Origin of the sequence: Veillonella atypica, assembly GCF_041431435.1 — a bacterium.
Taxonomy (GTDB): domain Bacteria; phylum Bacillota; class Negativicutes; order Veillonellales; family Veillonellaceae; genus Veillonella; species Veillonella atypica.
In genome coordinates this window covers 13,923-29,693 of the sequence record NZ_JAPVXV010000005.1, presented here as the reverse complement: position 1 = coordinate 29,693, position 15,771 = coordinate 13,923, and the positions used below count along the sequence as shown (strand labels likewise).

The window sequence follows — 15,771 nt, the reverse complement described above, 5'->3', positions numbered from 1 at the left end:
CGGAGGATAATTTAAAATGGCTAAAGAAAAATTTGAACGTACGAAACCGCATGTTAACATCGGTACAATCGGTCACGTTGACCATGGTAAAACTACTTTGACTGCTGCAATCACTAAAGTATTGGCTGAAAAAGGCCAAGCTGATTTCCAAGATTACAGCATGATCGATAAAGCTCCAGAAGAACGTGAACGTGGTATCACAATCAACACTGCACACGTTGAATACGAAACTGAAAACCGTCACTATGCACACGTTGACTGCCCAGGCCATGCTGACTATGTTAAAAACATGATCACTGGTGCGGCTCAAATGGACGGCGCTATCTTGGTATGTTCCGCAGCTGACGGCCCTATGCCTCAAACTCGCGAACACATCTTGTTAGCTCGCCAAGTTGGTGTTCCTGCAATCGTAGTATTCTTGAACAAAGCTGACATGGTTGACGACGAAGAATTGATCGAATTGGTAGAAATGGAAGTTCGTGAACTTCTTTCCTCCTACGAATTCCCTGGCGACGAAGTACCTATCATTGTAGGTTCCGCTTTGAAAGCTTTGGAAGGCGACGCTCAATATGTAGCTAAAATCGACGAATTGATGGCAGCTGTAGACTCCTACATCCCAACTCCAGTTCGTGATACTGACAAACCTTTCTTGATGCCTGTGGAAGACGTATTCACAATCACTGGTCGTGGTACAGTAGCAACTGGCCGTGTTGAACGTGGTCAAGTAAATGTAGGCGATACAGTAGAAGTTGTAGGCTTGAAAGAAAAAGCTGAACAATACGTTGTAACTGGTCTTGAAATGTTCCGCAAAACTTTGGACTCTGCAGTAGCAGGCGACAACGTTGGTGCATTGCTTCGTGGTGTTGACCGTAAAGACATCGAACGTGGTCAAGTATTGGCTAAACCAGGTTCCATCAACCCACACACAAAATTCAAAGCAGAAGTATACGTATTGACTAAAGAAGAAGGTGGTCGTCATACTCCATTCTTCTCCAACTACCGTCCACAATTCTACTTCCGTACAACAGACGTAACAGGTGTTGTAAACCTTCCTGAAGGTGTAGAAATGTGTATGCCTGGCGATAACGTAACAATGAATATCGAATTGATTACTCCAATCGCTATCGAAGAAGGTCTTCGTTTCGCGATCCGCGAAGGTGGCCATACAGTAGGCGCTGGCGTTGTAACTGAAATCGAAGGTTAATTTAACCTTTTATGCTCATCGTAGTGATACGTTGGGCACAATATCCACGACATGTAAGAGCGGCATGTTCTGCCGCTCTCGTGTTGTGTTTTCAAACTATGAAGTAGAAGGTTGCCTCTGCGGAGGAGAATTTCTATGGAGCAGTTCATTCACGAAATGGACGACAGGAGGAATTATTAATAATGGCTAAACAGCAAAAAATCCGTATTCGCCTTAAGGCATACGACCACAAAGCTCTCGATCAAAGCGCTGCTAAGATCGTAGACACTGCAAAAAGAAATGGCGCTATGGTATCTGGTCCGATTCCATTGCCAACAGAAAAGAATATCTTCACGATTCTTCGTTCCGTACACGTTAACAAAGATTCCCGTGAACAATTCGAAATGCGTACACATAAACGCTTGATCGATATTCTTGAACCAAATTCGAAAACAGTAGATGCTATCACTCGTTTAGATTTACCAGCTGGTGTATCTATTGAAATAAAACTATAAGGAGGTGCGATAATGTCTAAAGCTATTTTGGGTAAAAAATTAGGAATGACACAAGTCTTCACAGCTGAAGGCCAATTAGTTCCTGTAACAGTAGTGGAAACTACCCCAAGCGTTGTAGTGCGCGTTAAGACTGTTGAAACAGACGGTTATGAAGCAGTACAAATTGGTTATGGTTCCATTAAAGAAAAACATTTAACAAAACCTGTAAAAGGTCAGTTCGACAAAGCTGGCGTAGCTCCAGTTAAATATCTTCGCGAAGTTCGCGTTGACAGTGCAGCTGACTACACAGTAGGCCAAACTCTGGCAGCTGATATCTTCGCAGAAGGTGAATTGGTGGACGTAGTAGGTACAGGTAAAGGTAAGGGTTTTGCTGGCACAATTAAACGCCATAATTTCTCTCGTGGTCCTGAAACTCATGGCTCCAAATCTCACCGTGAACCTGGTTCCATCGGTCCTATGATCTCCGGTGGCGGCGGTAAGGTATACAAAGGTAAAAAACTCCCTGGACAAATGGGTGGTTACAGAGTTACCGTACAACGCTTATCCGTTGTGAAAGTTGATGCTGAACGTAACCTTTTATTGGTTAAAGGTGGTATCCCAGGCGCTAAAGGTAGCTTGGTTATGGTTCGCAACACGGTTAAACCTGTTAAATAATCATTTGTCGAAAGGAGGATTATGTAATGCCTACAGTAGCAACATATAATCAATCCGGCGTTAAAGTCGGTGAAATACAGTTAAACGATGCAGTATTCGGCGTTGAAGTAAACGAAGCCGTTATGCATCAAGCCGTAGTTCGTCAATTGTCTAACGAACGTCTCGGCACACATGCAACAAAAACTAGAGGTATGGTTCGTGGCGGTGGCCGTAAACCTTGGAAACAAAAAGGTACTGGTCGTGCACGTTCCGGTTCCAGCCGTTCCCCAATCTGGATTGGTGGCGGTACTACATTTGGTCCACAACCTCGCAGCTATTACAAAGCTATGCCTCGTAAGGCTAGACGTTTAGCAGTTAAATCTGCTCTTAGCGATAAGGTAAATAATAGCGAATTATACGTTTTGGAAGAAATCACATTAGCAGCTCCTAAAACAAAAGAAGTATTGAATATTATCAATAGCTTCAATGTTGGCGATGCAAAAGTATTGTTCATCACTGAAGGTGATGTAAATGTTGAACGTTCCGCTCGCAACATCCAAGGTGTTAAAGCATTGGCTTGCGAAGGTATGAACATTTTCGATCTTCTTCATTACGATAAGCTCTTCATTACTAAAGGCGCTGTCGCAAAAATTGAGGAGGTACTTGGATAATGCAATTACATGATGTACTAATCCGTCCGGTTATTACCGAAAAATCCACAAAGCTTATGGAAGAAAACAAATACACGTTCCGCGTGCCTTTGACTGCAAATAAAGTGCAAATCCGTCAAGCTGTTGAAAAAATCTTCAATGTAAAAGTAGAAAAAGTAGCTACTATTCGCGTATTAGGCAAAACTAAACGCATGGGTCGTACACAAGGTAAACGTAGCGATTACAAAAAAGCTATCGTAACTTTAAAAGCTGGCGAATCCATTACATTATTTGAAGGTGTCTAAGAGTCTAGTTGTAAGGAGGCCCACTAATGGCAATTAAATCATTTAAACCGTACTCCGCTGGTCGCCGGTTTATGACAGTATCCGCCTTCGACGAAATCACAGCAAGCAAACCAGAAAAATCTTTGTTAGCTAAGATTTCCCAAAAAGGTGGTCGTAATAATACTGGTAAAATGACAGTTCGTCACCAAGGTGGCGGTCATAAACGTCAATACCGTATCATTGACTTCAAACGTACTAAAGATAATATCCCAGCTAAAGTAGCAACAATCGAGTATGATCCTAACCGTTCTTCTCGTATCGCTTTGCTTAACTACGCTGATGGTGAAAAACGTTATATTTTAGCTCCTAACGGCTTAAAAGTTGGTGACGTTGTATTCTCCGGTCCTGAATCTGATATTAAACCTGGTAACTGCTTACCATTGGCTAATATCCCAGACGGTACTCAAATCCACAACATCGAATTAAAAATCGGTAAAGGCGGTCAAATCGTTCGTTCCGCTGGTACATCCGCTCAATTGATGGGTAAAGATAATGGCTATGCTATTCTTCGTTTACCATCTGGCGAAATGCGCCGCGTACGTCAAGAATGCCGTGCAACTGTAGGTGTTGTAGGCAACGCTGAACACAGCAACCTAGTAATTGGTAAAGCTGGTCGTCATCGTTGGATGGGCGTTCGTCCTGGTAACCGTGGTGTTGTAATGAACCCTTGTGACCATCCACATGGTGGTGGTGAAGGTAAATCTCCTGTTGGTCGTAAACATCCTGTTACACCTTGGGGCAAACCAGCACATGGTGTTAAAACTCGCGACAAGAAAAAAGCTTCTAACAGCTTAATCATTAAACGTCGTACAAAATAGGATAAAGGAAAGGAGATAAAATAGTGTCCAGATCTATTAAAAAAGGCCCTTTCGTAGCAGATCATTTGCTTAAGAAAGTTGATGCTTTAAACGAAACTAACGAAAAGAAAGTTGTAAAAACCTGGTCCCGTGCCTCTACTATTATCCCTAGTTTTGTAGGCCACACAATTGCTGTGCATGATGGTCGCAAACATGTACCTGTATTTATTACAGAAGATATGGTAGGTCATAAATTAGGTGAATTCGCTCCTACACGTACTTTCAAAGGTCACGGTAAGGACGAAAAATCTACAGGCAAAAAATAGGAGGAATAATTAATGGAAGCAAAAGCAATCGCTAGACATATCCGAATCGCGCCTCGTAAAATCCGTATCGTTGCTGATTTAGTGCGCGGTAAAAACATCGGCGAGGCATTTGCCATCTTGAAGTTCACTCCGAAAGTTGGCGCTGATGTAGTCGAAAAAGTTATGCGTTCCGCAATCGCAAATGCAGAACACAATTTTGATATGAATGTGGATAACTTATATGTATCCGAGATCTTCGTTGATCAAGGTCCTACATTGAAACGTATTCATCCTCGTTCCCGTGGACAAGCTTTCAAAATTTTGAAACGCACTAGCCACGTAACAGTAGTAGTTAAAGAAAGAGCTTAAGAAGGAGGGAAACAGAGTGGGTCAAAAAGTTAATCCACACGGTTTGCGTGTCGGTATCGTAAAAGATTGGGACGCAAAGTGGTATGCAGAAAAAGATTTCGCTGCTAATCTTCATGAAGACGTAAAAATTCGTAACTTCTTGAAAGAAACCCTTTTCATTGCTGGTATTTCCCGCATTGAAATCGAGCGTACAAATAAACGTATTAAATTGACTATCCACACTGCAAAACCAGGTATGGTTATCGGTCGTGGTGGTGCTGGTATCGAAGATATCAAAAAAGCAATGACTCGTTTCACTGATAAACAAGTTGACGTAAACATTGCAGAAATTAAACAAGCAGACATGGATGCAGTTCTTGTTGCAGAAAATATTGCTGGCCAATTAGAACGTCGTATCGGTTTCCGTCGTGCTATGAAACAAGCTGTTGGTCGTACAATGCGCTTAGGTGCAAAAGGTATCAAAATCATGGTTAGCGGTCGTCTTGGTGGCGCTGAAATCGCTCGTAGCGAATCCTACCGTGAAGGTTCCATTCCATTGCACACACTTCGTGCGAATATCGACTACGGTACTGCTGAAGCTCATACAACTTATGGTTGTATCGGCATTAAAGTATGGATTTACAAAGGTGAAGTTTTGCCAGAAGCAAAACAACCTGCTAAGAAGGAAGAAGGTGGCAAGTAATGCTTATTCCAAAGCGTGTAAAACATCGTAAGCAATTCCGCGGCCGTATGAAAGGTCGTGCTATGCGCGGTAATACAGTGTCTCATGGTGAGTTCGGCTTGGTAGCATGCGAACCATCTTGGATCACAAACCGTCAAATCGAAGCTGCTCGTATTGCTATGACTCGTTATATCAAACGTGGCGGTCAAGTATGGATTAAAATTTTCCCTGACAAACCAATCACAGCTAAACCAGCTGGTACTCGTATGGGTTCCGGTAAAGGTTCTCCTGAATACTGGGTAGCAGTAGTTAAACCAGGTCGTGTAATGTTTGAAATGGACGGTGTGCCAGAAGCTGTAGCTCGTGAAGCTATGCGTCTTGCAAGCCATAAACTTCCAATCAAATGCAAATTTGTTGTTAAGGGTAAAGAATTGGGTGGTGACGTAAATGAAGGTTAATGACATTCGCAATATGAGCGCTGCCGAAATGGAACAAAAAGTTTCCGGTCTTAAGGAAGAGTTATTTAACCTCCGTTTTCAGCTTGCAACAGGTCAATTAGAGAATCCTATGCGCATTCGTGAAGTTAAGAAGACAATCGCTCGTATTAAAACTGTACAACGTGAAGTTGAACTTAAATCTGAAAACGCATAATGACAGATTTGTTAAAGTTTGAAAAGGAGGCTTAAAATCGTGGCAGAAGAAAGAAACGTACGTAAAGTCCGCGTAGGTAAAGTTGTTAGCGACAAAATGGAAAAAACTGTTGTTGTTGCTGTAGAACGTAAAGTACCTCACGCATTATATAATAAGCCAATGGTTAGCAATAAACGCTTCAAAGCTCATGATGAAAATAATGAGTGCCGCATTGGCGATACAGTTAAAATTGTAGAAACTCGTCCACTTTCTAAAGATAAATGTTGGAGAGTTGTTGAAATTCTTGAAAGACAAAAATAAGAGTGATGTAAGGAGGAATAGACGATGATCCAGCAACAAACAATTTTGAATGTTGCCGACAACACTGGTGCAAAGCGTATTATGTGCATCCAAGTCATGGGCGGTTCTTATCGCAAATTCGGCAATATCGGTGACGTAATCGTTGCTTCTGTAAAAGATGCATCACCCGGTGGCGTTGTCAAGAAAGGCGACGTAGTCAAAGCTGTTATTGTTCGTTCTAAAAAAGGTATCCGCCGTCAAGACGGTTCCTATATCCGTTTTGATGAAAACGCAGCAGTAGTTATTAAAGAAGATAAAACCCCTCGTGGTACTCGTATCTTCGGACCTGTAGCTAGAGAACTTCGTGAAAAAGACTTCATGAAAATCGTTTCCTTAGCTCCAGAAGTATTATAAGAAGGAGGAACGCAGCATATGGCTAAATTACAAATCAAAAAAGGCGATACAGTTGTTGTTATCTCCGGTAAAGATAAAGGTAAGCAAGGTACAGTAATTGCTACTGAACCTAAAAAAGAACGCGTATTTGTTGAAGGCGTAAACACTGTAAAACGTCACACAAAACCTTCTCAAGCTAACCCACAAGGCGGCATCGTTACTAAAGAAGCTGGTATCCATGTTTCTAACGTAATGGTTGTTGACCCAGAAACTAAAACAGCTACTCGTATCAAAAAAGTTGAAGGTAAAGACGGTAAATTCGTTCGTGCAACTGTTAAATCCGGTACAGTACTTAAATAATCAGGAAAGGAGGAGCTACATAAATGTCTCGTTTATTTGAACAATACAACTCTGAAATTAGAAAGAGTATGCAAGAAAAATTCCAATACGGCAACGTAATGGAAATTCCTAAATTGGAAAAAATCGTTATCAACATCGGCGTTGGCGATGCTGTAGGCAATGCAAAAGCTTTAGAAGCTGCAGTTACTGACTTAACAATTATTGCTGGTCAAAAACCTGTAATCACAAAAGCTAAAAAATCTATTGCGAACTTTAAAGTTCGTGAAGGCATGGCGTTGGGTACAAAAGTTACTCTTCGTGGCGAACGCATGTATGAATTCCTTGATAAATTGATCAATGCGGCATTACCTCGTGTACGTGACTTCCGCGGTATCAGCGCAACTGCATTTGATGGCCGTGGTAACTACGCTTTGGGTCTTAAAGAACAGCTCATCTTCCCTGAAATCGAATATGATCAGGTAGAACGCGTTACTGGTATGGATATCATCGTAGTAACAAGTGCTAAAACAGATGAAGAAGCTCGTGAATTGTTGACTCAATTCGGTATGCCTTTTGAAAAATAATAGGAGGAACATATAGATGGCTAAAAAATCTATGATTGAACGCGAAAAGAAACGCGCTAAAATCGTTGAAAAATATGCAGCTAAACGTGCGGCGCTTAAAGCAGCAGGTGATTATGAAGGCTTGTCCAAATTACCAGCTAATGCATCCCCAACACGTTTGCACAATCGTTGCAACTTAACTGGTCGTCCTCACGGCTATATGCGTAAATTCGGTATCAGCCGTATTGCGTTCCGTGAATTGGCGTACAAAGGACAAATTCCTGGTGTTAAAAAAGCCAGCTGGTAATATTAGACGAGAGGAGGTTTTTAGATTATGGTAATGACCGATCCTATCGCGGATATGCTTACGCGCATCCGTAATGCAAATGCTGCACTTCACGAAACGGTAAACATTCCTGCATCTAGAATGAAAGCAGCAGTTCTTGAAATCCTTTTACAAGAAGGTTTCGTAAAGAACGTTGAAAAAGAAGAAAACACTTTAAAAGTAACTTTGAAATATGGTTCCAATAACGAAAAAGTTATTACAGGAATTAAACGTATTTCCAAACCAGGTTTACGTGTTTACGCGAAAAAGGAAGAACTTCCTCGTGTACTTGGTGGTTTGGGTATCGCAGTTATTTCTACATCCAAAGGCGTTATGAGCGACAAACAAGCTCGTAAAGAAGGTCTTGGTGGCGAAGTAATCGCATACGTTTGGTAATAGTAGCAATAGGAGGTAGAAATAATGTCACGTATCGGTAGAATGCCTATCGAGATCCCTGCAGGCGTTACTGTTACATATGATAACCATCATATGAACGTAAAAGGTCCTAAAGGTGAATTATCTCGCGATTTGCATCCAGATATGATCATCACTGTAGAAGGTAACACAATCACAGTAGCTCGTCCTTCCGAAGATAAAGCTCATCGTGCCCTTCACGGTTTGACTCGCGCTCTTGTTGCTAATATGGTAACAGGCGTAGCAGAAGGATTTACAAAAACTCTTGAAATCAACGGTGTTGGTTACAGAGCGGCTAAACAAGGCAATAAATTGGCTCTTACACTTGGCTTCTCTCATCCGGTAGAGATGGAAGCTCCAGCTGGTATTACAATTGAAGTTCCAGCTCCTAACAAAATCGTTGTGTCTGGTGCAGACAAAGAAGTTGTAGGTGCAGTAGCAGCTGATATCCGTAAATGGAGAAAACCTGAACCTTACAAAGGTAAAGGTATCCGCTATGAAGGCGAAGTTGTTCGTCGTAAAGCTGGTAAAGCTGGTGCAAAAGGTAAATAGTAATATCATCTATATGAATGAAAGGAGTGAATATCTTGCCTCGTAAATCTAGTAGAAACATCGCTCGAGCAAAACGTCATCTTCGTATTCGCCGCCATATTTCTGGTACGGCAACTTGTCCACGTTTGAACGTATATCGCAGCTTGAGCAACATTTACGCTCAAGTTATCGATGACGTAGCAGGTACAACATTAGTAGCTGCTAGCTCTTTAGATAAAGATTTAAACTTATCCTATGGTGGTAACATTGCTGCTGCTAAAGCTGTTGGTGAAGCAGTTGCTAAAAAAGCTATCGCTAAAGGTATTGACACTGTAGTGTTTGACCGTGGTGGTTACATTTATCATGGTCGCGTAGCAGCACTTGCAGAAGGTGCTCGTGAAGCAGGCTTAAAATTCTAAGAAGGAGGAACTATAGACATGGCGAGAATTGACTACACCAGTCTTGATCTTAAAGAAAGAGTAGTATTCATCAACCGCGTAGCCAAAGTAGTTAAAGGCGGTCGTCGTTTTTCCTTCAGCGCACTTGTAGTTGTTGGTGATGGCAACGGTTATGTAGGCGTTGGCTTAGGTAAAGCTGCGGAAGTACCTGAAGCTATCCGCAAAGGTATCGATGATGCTAAGAAAAATATCGTAAACGTAGCAGTTAAAAATGGTACAATCCCTCACAGCGTAACAGGCGTATTCGGCGCAGGCCGCGTATTCTTGAAACCAGCTGCTGAAGGTACTGGCGTTATCGCTGGTGGCCCTGTTCGTGCCGTATTGGAATTGGTTGGTGTTCGTAACATCTTAACTAAATCTTTGGGCTCTTCTAACCCTAACAATATGGTTCGTGCTACAATTGAAGGTTTGAAAGATTTGAAACGTGCTAGCGAAGTTGCTGAACTTCGCGGTAAATCCGTTGAAGAAATCTATAACGCGTAATAAGGAGACAAGAAATGGCACAAGTTAAAGTAACATTAACAAGAAGCTTAATCGGTCGTCCTGAAGATCAACGCGCGACAGTTAAAGCTTTGGGCTTGAAAAAAACTAATTCTCAAGTCGTAAAAGAAGTAACACCTCAAATTCAAGGTATGCTTCACAAAGTTAGACATTTAGTAAAAGTTGAAGAAGTTTAATACTGATAAGGAGGTGCACTGAATGAAACTTCATGAATTACAACCAGCAGCTGGTTCCAAAAAAACTCGTACTCGTGTAGGCCGTGGTTTAGGTTCTGGCTTGGGTAAAACATCTGGTCGTGGTCAAAAAGGTCAAAACTCCCGTTCTGGCGGTGGCGTTCGCTCCGGTTTTGAAGGCGGCCAAATGCCTCTTTATCGTCGTTTACCAAAACGTGGTTTCAACAACGTTTTTGCTAAACAATATGCTGAAGTTAACGTAGAACAATTGAACCGTTTTGAAGACGGTGCAACAGTTGATCCAGTAGCTCTTATTGAAGCTGGTATTTTGAAAAACGTACGCGATGGCATCCGCATCTTAGGTAATGGTTCTTTGGAAACTAAAAACCTAACTGTTATTGCTAACGGCTTCACTAAATCTGCTGAAGAAAAAATCACAGCAGCAGGCGGAAAAGTAGAGGTGATCTAGTTTGCTAGATAGCCTCTCAAACATCTTTAAGATTACCGAGTTGCGTAATAAGATTTTGTACACATTGATGATGTTTGCCGTGTTTAGAGCCGGCATTCACATCCCCGTACCTGGTGTAGATGCATCTGTAATTGAATCTTTGTTTACATCCGGTAACCTATTCGGTCTATTAGACTTGTTTGCTGGTGGTGCGCTAAGTAAGTTCTCTATCTTTGCAATGAGTATTACACCTTACATTAATGCTTCCATCATCATGCAACTACTTCAAGCTGTAGTTCCACAGTTTGAAGCGTGGAGTAAAGATGGTGAAGAGGGCCGTAAAAAAATTGCGAAGGTAACTCGTTATGGTACGGTTGTTTTAGGTTTTGTCCAAGCCTTTGGCATGGCGTTTGCACTACGTGCAAATTCCGCTCTCGTAAATAATGATATCCTTAGTGTATTTGTTGTAGCTATTATCCTAACAGCAGGCACATGCTTATTGATGTGGATTGGCGAACAAATCACAGCATATGGCATTGGTAATGGTATTTCCTTGATTATCTTTGCTGGTATCGTAGCTCGTTTACCAGATGGTCTTCAAACCATTTACCAATATATACAAACTGGAACAATTAACATGTTCCAAGCATTCTTATTTGCTGTAATTGCAATTGCAATGATTGCTGTTGTAGTAGCAGTTACGCAAGGCCAACGTCGTATTCCGATTCAATATGCTAAACGCGTAGTTGGTCGTAAAATGTACGGTGGTCACTCTACATTCTTGCCGTTGAAAGTCAATCAGGCAGGTGTAATTCCAATTATCTTTGCGTCATCTGTGTTGATGTTCCCTGTAACGATTGCGCAATTTATTGAAAACGATTTCGTTCATAAAATTGCGGATTTATTCACATGGGGAACGCCGTTACAAACGGCATTGTATGCAATATTGATTTTTATCTTTACATACTTCTATACTGCAATCTCTATCAACATTACAGATATGGCAGATAATATGAAAAAATACGGTGGTTTTATCCCTGGTATCCGTGCGGGTAAACCTACTGCTGATTATGTGGATAACGTGATGACCAAGATTACATTGGCTGGTGCTGTATTCTTAGCTATCGTCGCTATCATACCGAATTTCCTCGGTACGATTACAGGCGTGCAAGGCGTATACTTTGGTGGTACAGCTCTCTTGATCGTTGTAGGTGTAGCACTTGATACAATGCAACAAATTGAGTCACTTATGGTAACACGCCACTATAAGGGCTTTGTAAAATAGGAGGGAAACAGAATGTATATTTTATTAATGGGACCTCCTGGTGCTGGTAAAGGCACACAGGCAGCTCGACTTATTGAAAAATACGGTATTCCCCAAATTTCAACAGGTGATATGTTCCGCGCTGCGATTAAGAACGAAACACCTCTTGGAGTTGAGGCTAAGAAATATATCGATGCTGGTCAATTGGTACCAGACAGTGTAACTGTTGGTATCGTACGTGATCGCTTGGTTAAAGATGACTGCAAATCTGGATTTATTCTTGATGGATTCCCAAGAACTACAGCACAAGCTGTATCCTTGGATGCAATCTTAAAAGAATTAGGAATTTCTTTGGACGCTGTGCTTAACTTAAATGTTCCTTCTGAAGAACTTGTTAAACGCATTAGCGAACGAGCGGTTCTTGAAAATCGTGCTGATGATAACCCTGAAACAGTACAGAAACGTCTAGCTGTGTACGAAGAATCTACTAAACCATTAATCGACTACTATCGCAATAGCGGTTTGTATCAAGAAATCAATGGTTTACAAGATGTAGACGCAGTATTTGCTGACATCATTAAGGCGTTGGAGAAATAATCCATGATTATTTTGAAATCTGCCCATGAAATTGAATGTATCCGCAAGGCAAGCAAGCTTACAGCAGACACGTTGTCCTTGTTAGTAGAAAAGGCTAAACCTGGCATCACGACGCTTGAGTTAGATACAATTGCCGAAGAATATATTCGCAGCCACGGTGGTATACCAAGTTGTAAAGGGTACTATGGGTTCCCTGCTACAATCTGTGCTTCTATCAATGAAGAAGTTGTTCATGGTATTCCGAGCGCTAAGCGTAAGCTTAAAAACGGTGATGTCCTCAGTATTGATCTTGTAGCATCTATTGATGGATATCACGGCGATTCGGCTGTGACAATTCCAATTGGTCATGTCAAACCAGACGTGATGAAATTGTTAAAAGTAACAGAGGAAAGTCTGTTCAAGGGAATCGAACAAGTGAAAGTTGGCAACCATATCGGTGCTATCGGTCACGCTGTTCAAACGTATTGTGAGAAACATGGTTACGGTGTCGTTCGCGACTTCGTTGGTCATGGTTTAGGCCGTGAAATGCATGAAGATCCACAAATTCCAAACTATGGTAATCCGGACCACGGTCCTGTGATGAAACCAGGTATGGTATTGTGTATTGAACCAATGATTACATTAGGTTCTTATAAAGTTCGTGTGTTGGGTGATGACTGGACGGCAGTTACCATTGATGGTAAACCAGCTGCTCATTTCGAACATACAGTGGTTGTTACAGAAAACGGCCCTGAAATATTAACCATGCGCGATGAACCGCGGTTAATTAAATAAACAGGTAACCGGAGGAAAAAATATGTCAAAAGAAGACGTTATTGAGGTGGAAGGTACGGTAGTAGAAGCATTACCTAATGCTATGTTCCAAGTAGAATTGGAAAATGGTCATGTGGTATTAGCTCACGTGTCAGGTAAAATGCGTATGAATTTTATCCGTATTCTTCCTGGTGATAAAGTTACTATGGAACTGACACCATATGACTTAAATCGTGGTCGCATCACCTATCGCTTTAAATAAGCATAGGGTCCACAAAGGAGGTACTAATGAAGGTTCAACCATCAGTTAAAAAGATATGCGAAAAATGTAAAATCATTAAACGCAAAGGCCGCGTAATGGTTATTTGCGAAAATCCAAAACATAAACAAAAACAAGGATAATCTGATAGGAGGTGGAGATTTAAATGGCACGTATCGCCGGTGTAGATTTACCTCGTGATAAACGAGTGGAAATTGGTTTAACTTATATTTATGGTATTGGTCCTACTTTAGCAGACGAAATTCTTGCTAAAACTGGTATCAATCCTGACACACGTGTTCGCGATCTTTCTGAAGATGAAGTAGCGAAAATTCGTGAAGTGTTAGATGCTGATTATAAAGTAGAAGGTGACCTTCGTCGTGAAGAAGCACTTAACATTAAACGCTTGATTGAAATCAACTCCTATCGAGGCAAACGTCATCGTATGGGTTTACCACTTCGTGGTCAACGTACTAAAACGAATGCACGTACTCGCAAAGGTCCTAGAAAAGCAATTGCTGGTAAAAAGAAATAAGATAAAGGAGGGATAAAGCGTGGCTAAAAAAGTTGTTAGAACAAAAAGAAAAGAAAAGAAACATATTGAATCCGGTGCGGCTCATATTCGTTCTACATTCAATAACACTATCGTAACTTTGACAGATACAAACGGTAATGCGTTGTCTTGGGCTTCCGCTGGTGGCTTGGGCTTCCGTGGTTCCCGTAAATCTACTCCATTCGCTGCTCAAATGGCTGCTGAACAAGCTGCTAAAGCTGCAATGGAACATGGTCTTCGCACTGTTGAAGTATTTGTAAAAGGTCCTGGATCCGGCCGTGAAGCTGCAATCCGTGCTTTACAAGCTGCAGGTCTTGAAGTTACTTCCATTAAAGACGTAACTCCAATTCCTCACAATGGTTGTCGCCCTCCAAAACGCCGTCGTGTATAATATATAGACGGCCGTTTTGACGGCCGTGCTATAATTAAACTAAGAACGTGTGTTATATAGGAGGATGTTCCTGATGAGCGAAGAAAAGAAACTTAAAATCGAGAAAGTGGACATCGCCGAAGGCGGTCGCTATGGTAAATTCGTATGCGAACCATTAGATCGTGGCTATGGTATCACTCTCGGTAATAGCTTGCGCAGAATTTTGCTTTCATCCTTGGATGGGGCAGCTATCACCTCTATCAAAATTGATGGGGTTCTTCATGAATTCTCTACTATTCCTGGTATCCGCGAAGATGTTACGGATATCATCCTTAACTTAAAGCAATTGTGCATTAAGCTTGAAGAAGATGCAGAATGGCCATTGGAAGTTCACTTTGATTTCCAAAAGGATGGTGTATTAACAGCTGCTGATTTGGCTGAACAATTTCCACCAGAAGTAGAAGTATTGAATCCAGAGCTCGTGATTGCGACAATGGATGAAACAGCTCATTTAGTAATGGACGTAGTAATCGAACGTGGTAAGGGCTATGTTCCTTCTACTAAGAATAAAAAGGATACAGATGTTATCGGTTGCATTCCAATCGATTCCATCTTCTCCCCAATTCTTCGTGCTAAATACGAAGTGAGTGATGTTCGCGTAGGTAATGAAATGGACTTCGACAAACTTACATTAGAAGTTTGGACTGATGGTTCCATTACCGCTGCTGATGCAGTGGCAAAATCTGCTGCCATTATGATTGGTTATTTAGGGAACTTCACTAAATTAGCGCACTCTACAAGTGTTGTTGAATTAGACGATCAAAATCTTGAAGGTGATGTAGTTGATCCTACTCCTCAAGATGTTCAAGAAGATGATGGCCCAGCTAAGATTTCCATCGATGAATTGGAACTCTCTGTTCGTGCGTACAACTGCTTGAAACGTGCTGGTATCAACACAATTGCAGATTTGCTAGACAAAACCATTGATGACTTAGGAAAAGTTCGCAACTTAGGTAAAAAATCTATCGACGAAATCGCTGAAAAACTCAGCAACCACCCAGGTGGATTTAATCTTAAGCAAAAAGGCGAATAAGGAGGAAGACGAATGTACAGAAAATTAGGCCGCGATAGCTCCGCTCGTAAAGCGTTGTTCCGTAGCATGTTAACATCTTTCTTCCAATATGAGCGTATCGAAACTACTGAAGCTAAAGCGAAAGAACTTCGCTCTTTGGCTGATCAAATGGTAACTTTGGCTAAACGTGGTGATCTTCATGCACGTCGCCAAGTTCTTGCATACCTCATGGATGAAAGCGTAGTAAAAAAATTGTTTGATACAATTGCTCCAAAATATGCAGACCGTCAAGGTGGTTACACTCGTGTAATCAAAACTGGTCTTCGCAAAGGTGACGCTGCACCTTGCGCTATTATCGAGTTAGTTTAATC

Annotated in this window: 31 protein-coding genes; all 31 read left to right on the top strand. The window is 41.5% G+C overall.

All coding sequences use genetic code 11. The features are described from left to right. The first annotated feature begins 16 nt into the window (after positions 1–16). Positions 17–1,204 carry an elongation factor Tu gene (tuf, locus tag O3598_RS07125; RefSeq protein ID WP_005377009.1) on the top strand — a complete coding sequence of 396 codons (1,188 nt, stop codon included), beginning with the start codon at positions 17–19 and terminating at the stop codon, positions 1,202–1,204. Between the two features lie 182 nt (positions 1,205–1,386). After that, entirely contained in the window at positions 1,387–1,698 is a 312-nt protein-coding gene (gene rpsJ / locus O3598_RS07120; protein WP_004695100.1) for a 30S ribosomal protein S10, read from the top strand. Between the two features lie 12 nt (positions 1,699–1,710). After that, positions 1,711–2,352 (top strand): 50S ribosomal protein L3, encoded by a 642-nt coding sequence (rplC, locus tag O3598_RS07115; protein WP_005377130.1) that lies wholly within the window; start codon positions 1,711–1,713, stop codon positions 2,350–2,352. A gap of 26 nt (positions 2,353–2,378) precedes the next feature. Continuing rightward, entirely contained in the window at positions 2,379–3,002 is a 624-nt protein-coding gene (rplD, locus tag O3598_RS07110) for a 50S ribosomal protein L4 (RefSeq protein ID WP_005377066.1), read from the top strand. Then, the gene (gene rplW / locus O3598_RS07105) at positions 3,002–3,286 is read left to right on the top strand and encodes a 50S ribosomal protein L23 (RefSeq protein ID WP_005376990.1); all 285 of its coding nucleotides are present in this window, start codon (positions 3,002–3,004) and stop codon (positions 3,284–3,286) included. Before rplD ends, rplW begins: the two co-directional genes overlap by 1 nt. A gap of 26 nt (positions 3,287–3,312) precedes the next feature. After that, positions 3,313–4,143, top strand: a complete 831-nt coding sequence (gene rplB / locus O3598_RS07100; RefSeq protein WP_005377128.1) for a 50S ribosomal protein L2 — start codon at positions 3,313–3,315, stop codon at positions 4,141–4,143. A 23-nt stretch (positions 4,144–4,166) separates the two neighbouring features. After that, positions 4,167–4,448, top strand: a complete 282-nt coding sequence (rpsS, locus tag O3598_RS07095; protein ID WP_005377144.1) for a 30S ribosomal protein S19 — start codon at positions 4,167–4,169, stop codon at positions 4,446–4,448. Positions 4,449–4,460: 12 nt separating this feature from the next. Further along, entirely contained in the window at positions 4,461–4,796 is a 336-nt protein-coding gene (gene rplV, locus O3598_RS07090; RefSeq protein WP_004695112.1) for a 50S ribosomal protein L22, read from the top strand. Between the two features lie 16 nt (positions 4,797–4,812). Further along, positions 4,813–5,478 (top strand): 30S ribosomal protein S3, encoded by a 666-nt coding sequence (rpsC, locus tag O3598_RS07085; RefSeq protein ID WP_005377155.1) that lies wholly within the window; start codon positions 4,813–4,815, stop codon positions 5,476–5,478. Beyond that, the gene (rplP, locus tag O3598_RS07080) at positions 5,478–5,915 is read left to right on the top strand and encodes a 50S ribosomal protein L16 (protein WP_005377168.1); all 438 of its coding nucleotides are present in this window, start codon (positions 5,478–5,480) and stop codon (positions 5,913–5,915) included. The genes rpsC and rplP overlap by 1 nt, the downstream gene beginning before the upstream one ends. Then, positions 5,905–6,108, top strand: coding sequence for a 50S ribosomal protein L29 (gene rpmC / locus O3598_RS07075; RefSeq protein ID WP_004695115.1), 204 nt, complete (start codon positions 5,905–5,907; stop codon positions 6,106–6,108). Before rplP ends, rpmC begins: the two co-directional genes overlap by 11 nt. A 39-nt stretch (positions 6,109–6,147) precedes the next feature. Then, complete coding sequence (rpsQ, locus tag O3598_RS07070; protein ID WP_105083565.1) at positions 6,148–6,408, top strand: 30S ribosomal protein S17; 261 nt, start codon at positions 6,148–6,150, stop codon at positions 6,406–6,408. A gap of 24 nt (positions 6,409–6,432) precedes the next feature. Continuing rightward, positions 6,433–6,801 (top strand): 50S ribosomal protein L14, encoded by a 369-nt coding sequence (rplN, locus tag O3598_RS07065; RefSeq protein ID WP_005376994.1) that lies wholly within the window; start codon positions 6,433–6,435, stop codon positions 6,799–6,801. An 18-nt stretch (positions 6,802–6,819) separates the two neighbouring features. Then, positions 6,820–7,140 (top strand): 50S ribosomal protein L24, encoded by a 321-nt coding sequence (gene rplX / locus O3598_RS07060; RefSeq protein ID WP_004695118.1) that lies wholly within the window; start codon positions 6,820–6,822, stop codon positions 7,138–7,140. A gap of 23 nt (positions 7,141–7,163) precedes the next feature. Then, the gene (rplE, locus tag O3598_RS07055) at positions 7,164–7,703 is read left to right on the top strand and encodes a 50S ribosomal protein L5 (RefSeq protein ID WP_060807488.1); all 540 of its coding nucleotides are present in this window, start codon (positions 7,164–7,166) and stop codon (positions 7,701–7,703) included. A 16-nt stretch (positions 7,704–7,719) separates the two neighbouring features. Further along, the gene (gene rpsN, locus O3598_RS07050) at positions 7,720–7,989 is read left to right on the top strand and encodes a 30S ribosomal protein S14 (RefSeq protein WP_005377140.1); all 270 of its coding nucleotides are present in this window, start codon (positions 7,720–7,722) and stop codon (positions 7,987–7,989) included. 27 nt (positions 7,990–8,016) lie between these two features. After that, entirely contained in the window at positions 8,017–8,403 is a 387-nt protein-coding gene (rpsH, locus tag O3598_RS07045) for a 30S ribosomal protein S8 (RefSeq protein WP_005377044.1), read from the top strand. A 24-nt stretch (positions 8,404–8,427) separates the two neighbouring features. Continuing rightward, complete coding sequence (gene rplF, locus O3598_RS07040) at positions 8,428–8,973, top strand: 50S ribosomal protein L6 (protein ID WP_005377036.1); 546 nt, start codon at positions 8,428–8,430, stop codon at positions 8,971–8,973. Between the two features lie 17 nt (positions 8,974–8,990). Continuing rightward, a complete protein-coding gene (gene rplR / locus O3598_RS07035; RefSeq protein ID WP_005382771.1) occupies positions 8,991–9,371 on the top strand; it encodes a 50S ribosomal protein L18 in 381 nt (126 codons plus the stop codon). An 18-nt stretch (positions 9,372–9,389) separates the two neighbouring features. Beyond that, a complete protein-coding gene (gene rpsE / locus O3598_RS07030; RefSeq protein ID WP_005377091.1) occupies positions 9,390–9,893 on the top strand; it encodes a 30S ribosomal protein S5 in 504 nt (167 codons plus the stop codon). 14 nt (positions 9,894–9,907) lie between these two features. Continuing rightward, entirely contained in the window at positions 9,908–10,087 is a 180-nt protein-coding gene (gene rpmD / locus O3598_RS07025; protein ID WP_005377126.1) for a 50S ribosomal protein L30, read from the top strand. Positions 10,088–10,109: 22 nt separating this feature from the next. Then, positions 10,110–10,553 carry a 50S ribosomal protein L15 gene (gene rplO, locus O3598_RS07020; protein WP_005381674.1) on the top strand — a complete coding sequence of 148 codons (444 nt, stop codon included), beginning with the start codon at positions 10,110–10,112 and terminating at the stop codon, positions 10,551–10,553. A gap of 1 nt (position 10,554) precedes the next feature. After that, complete coding sequence (secY, locus tag O3598_RS07015; protein ID WP_005377189.1) at positions 10,555–11,817, top strand: preprotein translocase subunit SecY; 1,263 nt, start codon at positions 10,555–10,557, stop codon at positions 11,815–11,817. A gap of 12 nt (positions 11,818–11,829) precedes the next feature. After that, positions 11,830–12,393, top strand: coding sequence for an adenylate kinase (locus tag O3598_RS07010; RefSeq protein WP_004695145.1), 564 nt, complete (start codon positions 11,830–11,832; stop codon positions 12,391–12,393). Positions 12,394–12,396: 3 nt separating this feature from the next. Then, positions 12,397–13,167 (top strand): type I methionyl aminopeptidase, encoded by a 771-nt coding sequence (map, locus tag O3598_RS07005; protein ID WP_005377194.1) that lies wholly within the window; start codon positions 12,397–12,399, stop codon positions 13,165–13,167. Positions 13,168–13,189: 22 nt separating this feature from the next. Next, entirely contained in the window at positions 13,190–13,408 is a 219-nt protein-coding gene (gene infA / locus O3598_RS07000) for a translation initiation factor IF-1 (RefSeq protein WP_005377071.1), read from the top strand. A gap of 26 nt (positions 13,409–13,434) precedes the next feature. Then, the gene (gene rpmJ, locus O3598_RS06995; protein WP_004695148.1) at positions 13,435–13,548 is read left to right on the top strand and encodes a 50S ribosomal protein L36; all 114 of its coding nucleotides are present in this window, start codon (positions 13,435–13,437) and stop codon (positions 13,546–13,548) included. A gap of 23 nt (positions 13,549–13,571) precedes the next feature. Next, entirely contained in the window at positions 13,572–13,940 is a 369-nt protein-coding gene (rpsM, locus tag O3598_RS06990; RefSeq protein WP_005377185.1) for a 30S ribosomal protein S13, read from the top strand. Positions 13,941–13,959: 19 nt separating this feature from the next. Next, positions 13,960–14,349 carry a 30S ribosomal protein S11 gene (rpsK, locus tag O3598_RS06985; RefSeq protein ID WP_004695151.1) on the top strand — a complete coding sequence of 130 codons (390 nt, stop codon included), beginning with the start codon at positions 13,960–13,962 and terminating at the stop codon, positions 14,347–14,349. 73 nt (positions 14,350–14,422) lie between these two features. Then, the gene (locus O3598_RS06980) at positions 14,423–15,421 is read left to right on the top strand and encodes a DNA-directed RNA polymerase subunit alpha (RefSeq protein ID WP_005381705.1); all 999 of its coding nucleotides are present in this window, start codon (positions 14,423–14,425) and stop codon (positions 15,419–15,421) included. A 12-nt stretch (positions 15,422–15,433) separates the two neighbouring features. After that, entirely contained in the window at positions 15,434–15,769 is a 336-nt protein-coding gene (gene rplQ, locus O3598_RS06975) for a 50S ribosomal protein L17 (RefSeq protein ID WP_005377090.1), read from the top strand. The last annotated feature ends 2 nt before the right edge of the window (positions 15,770–15,771 follow it).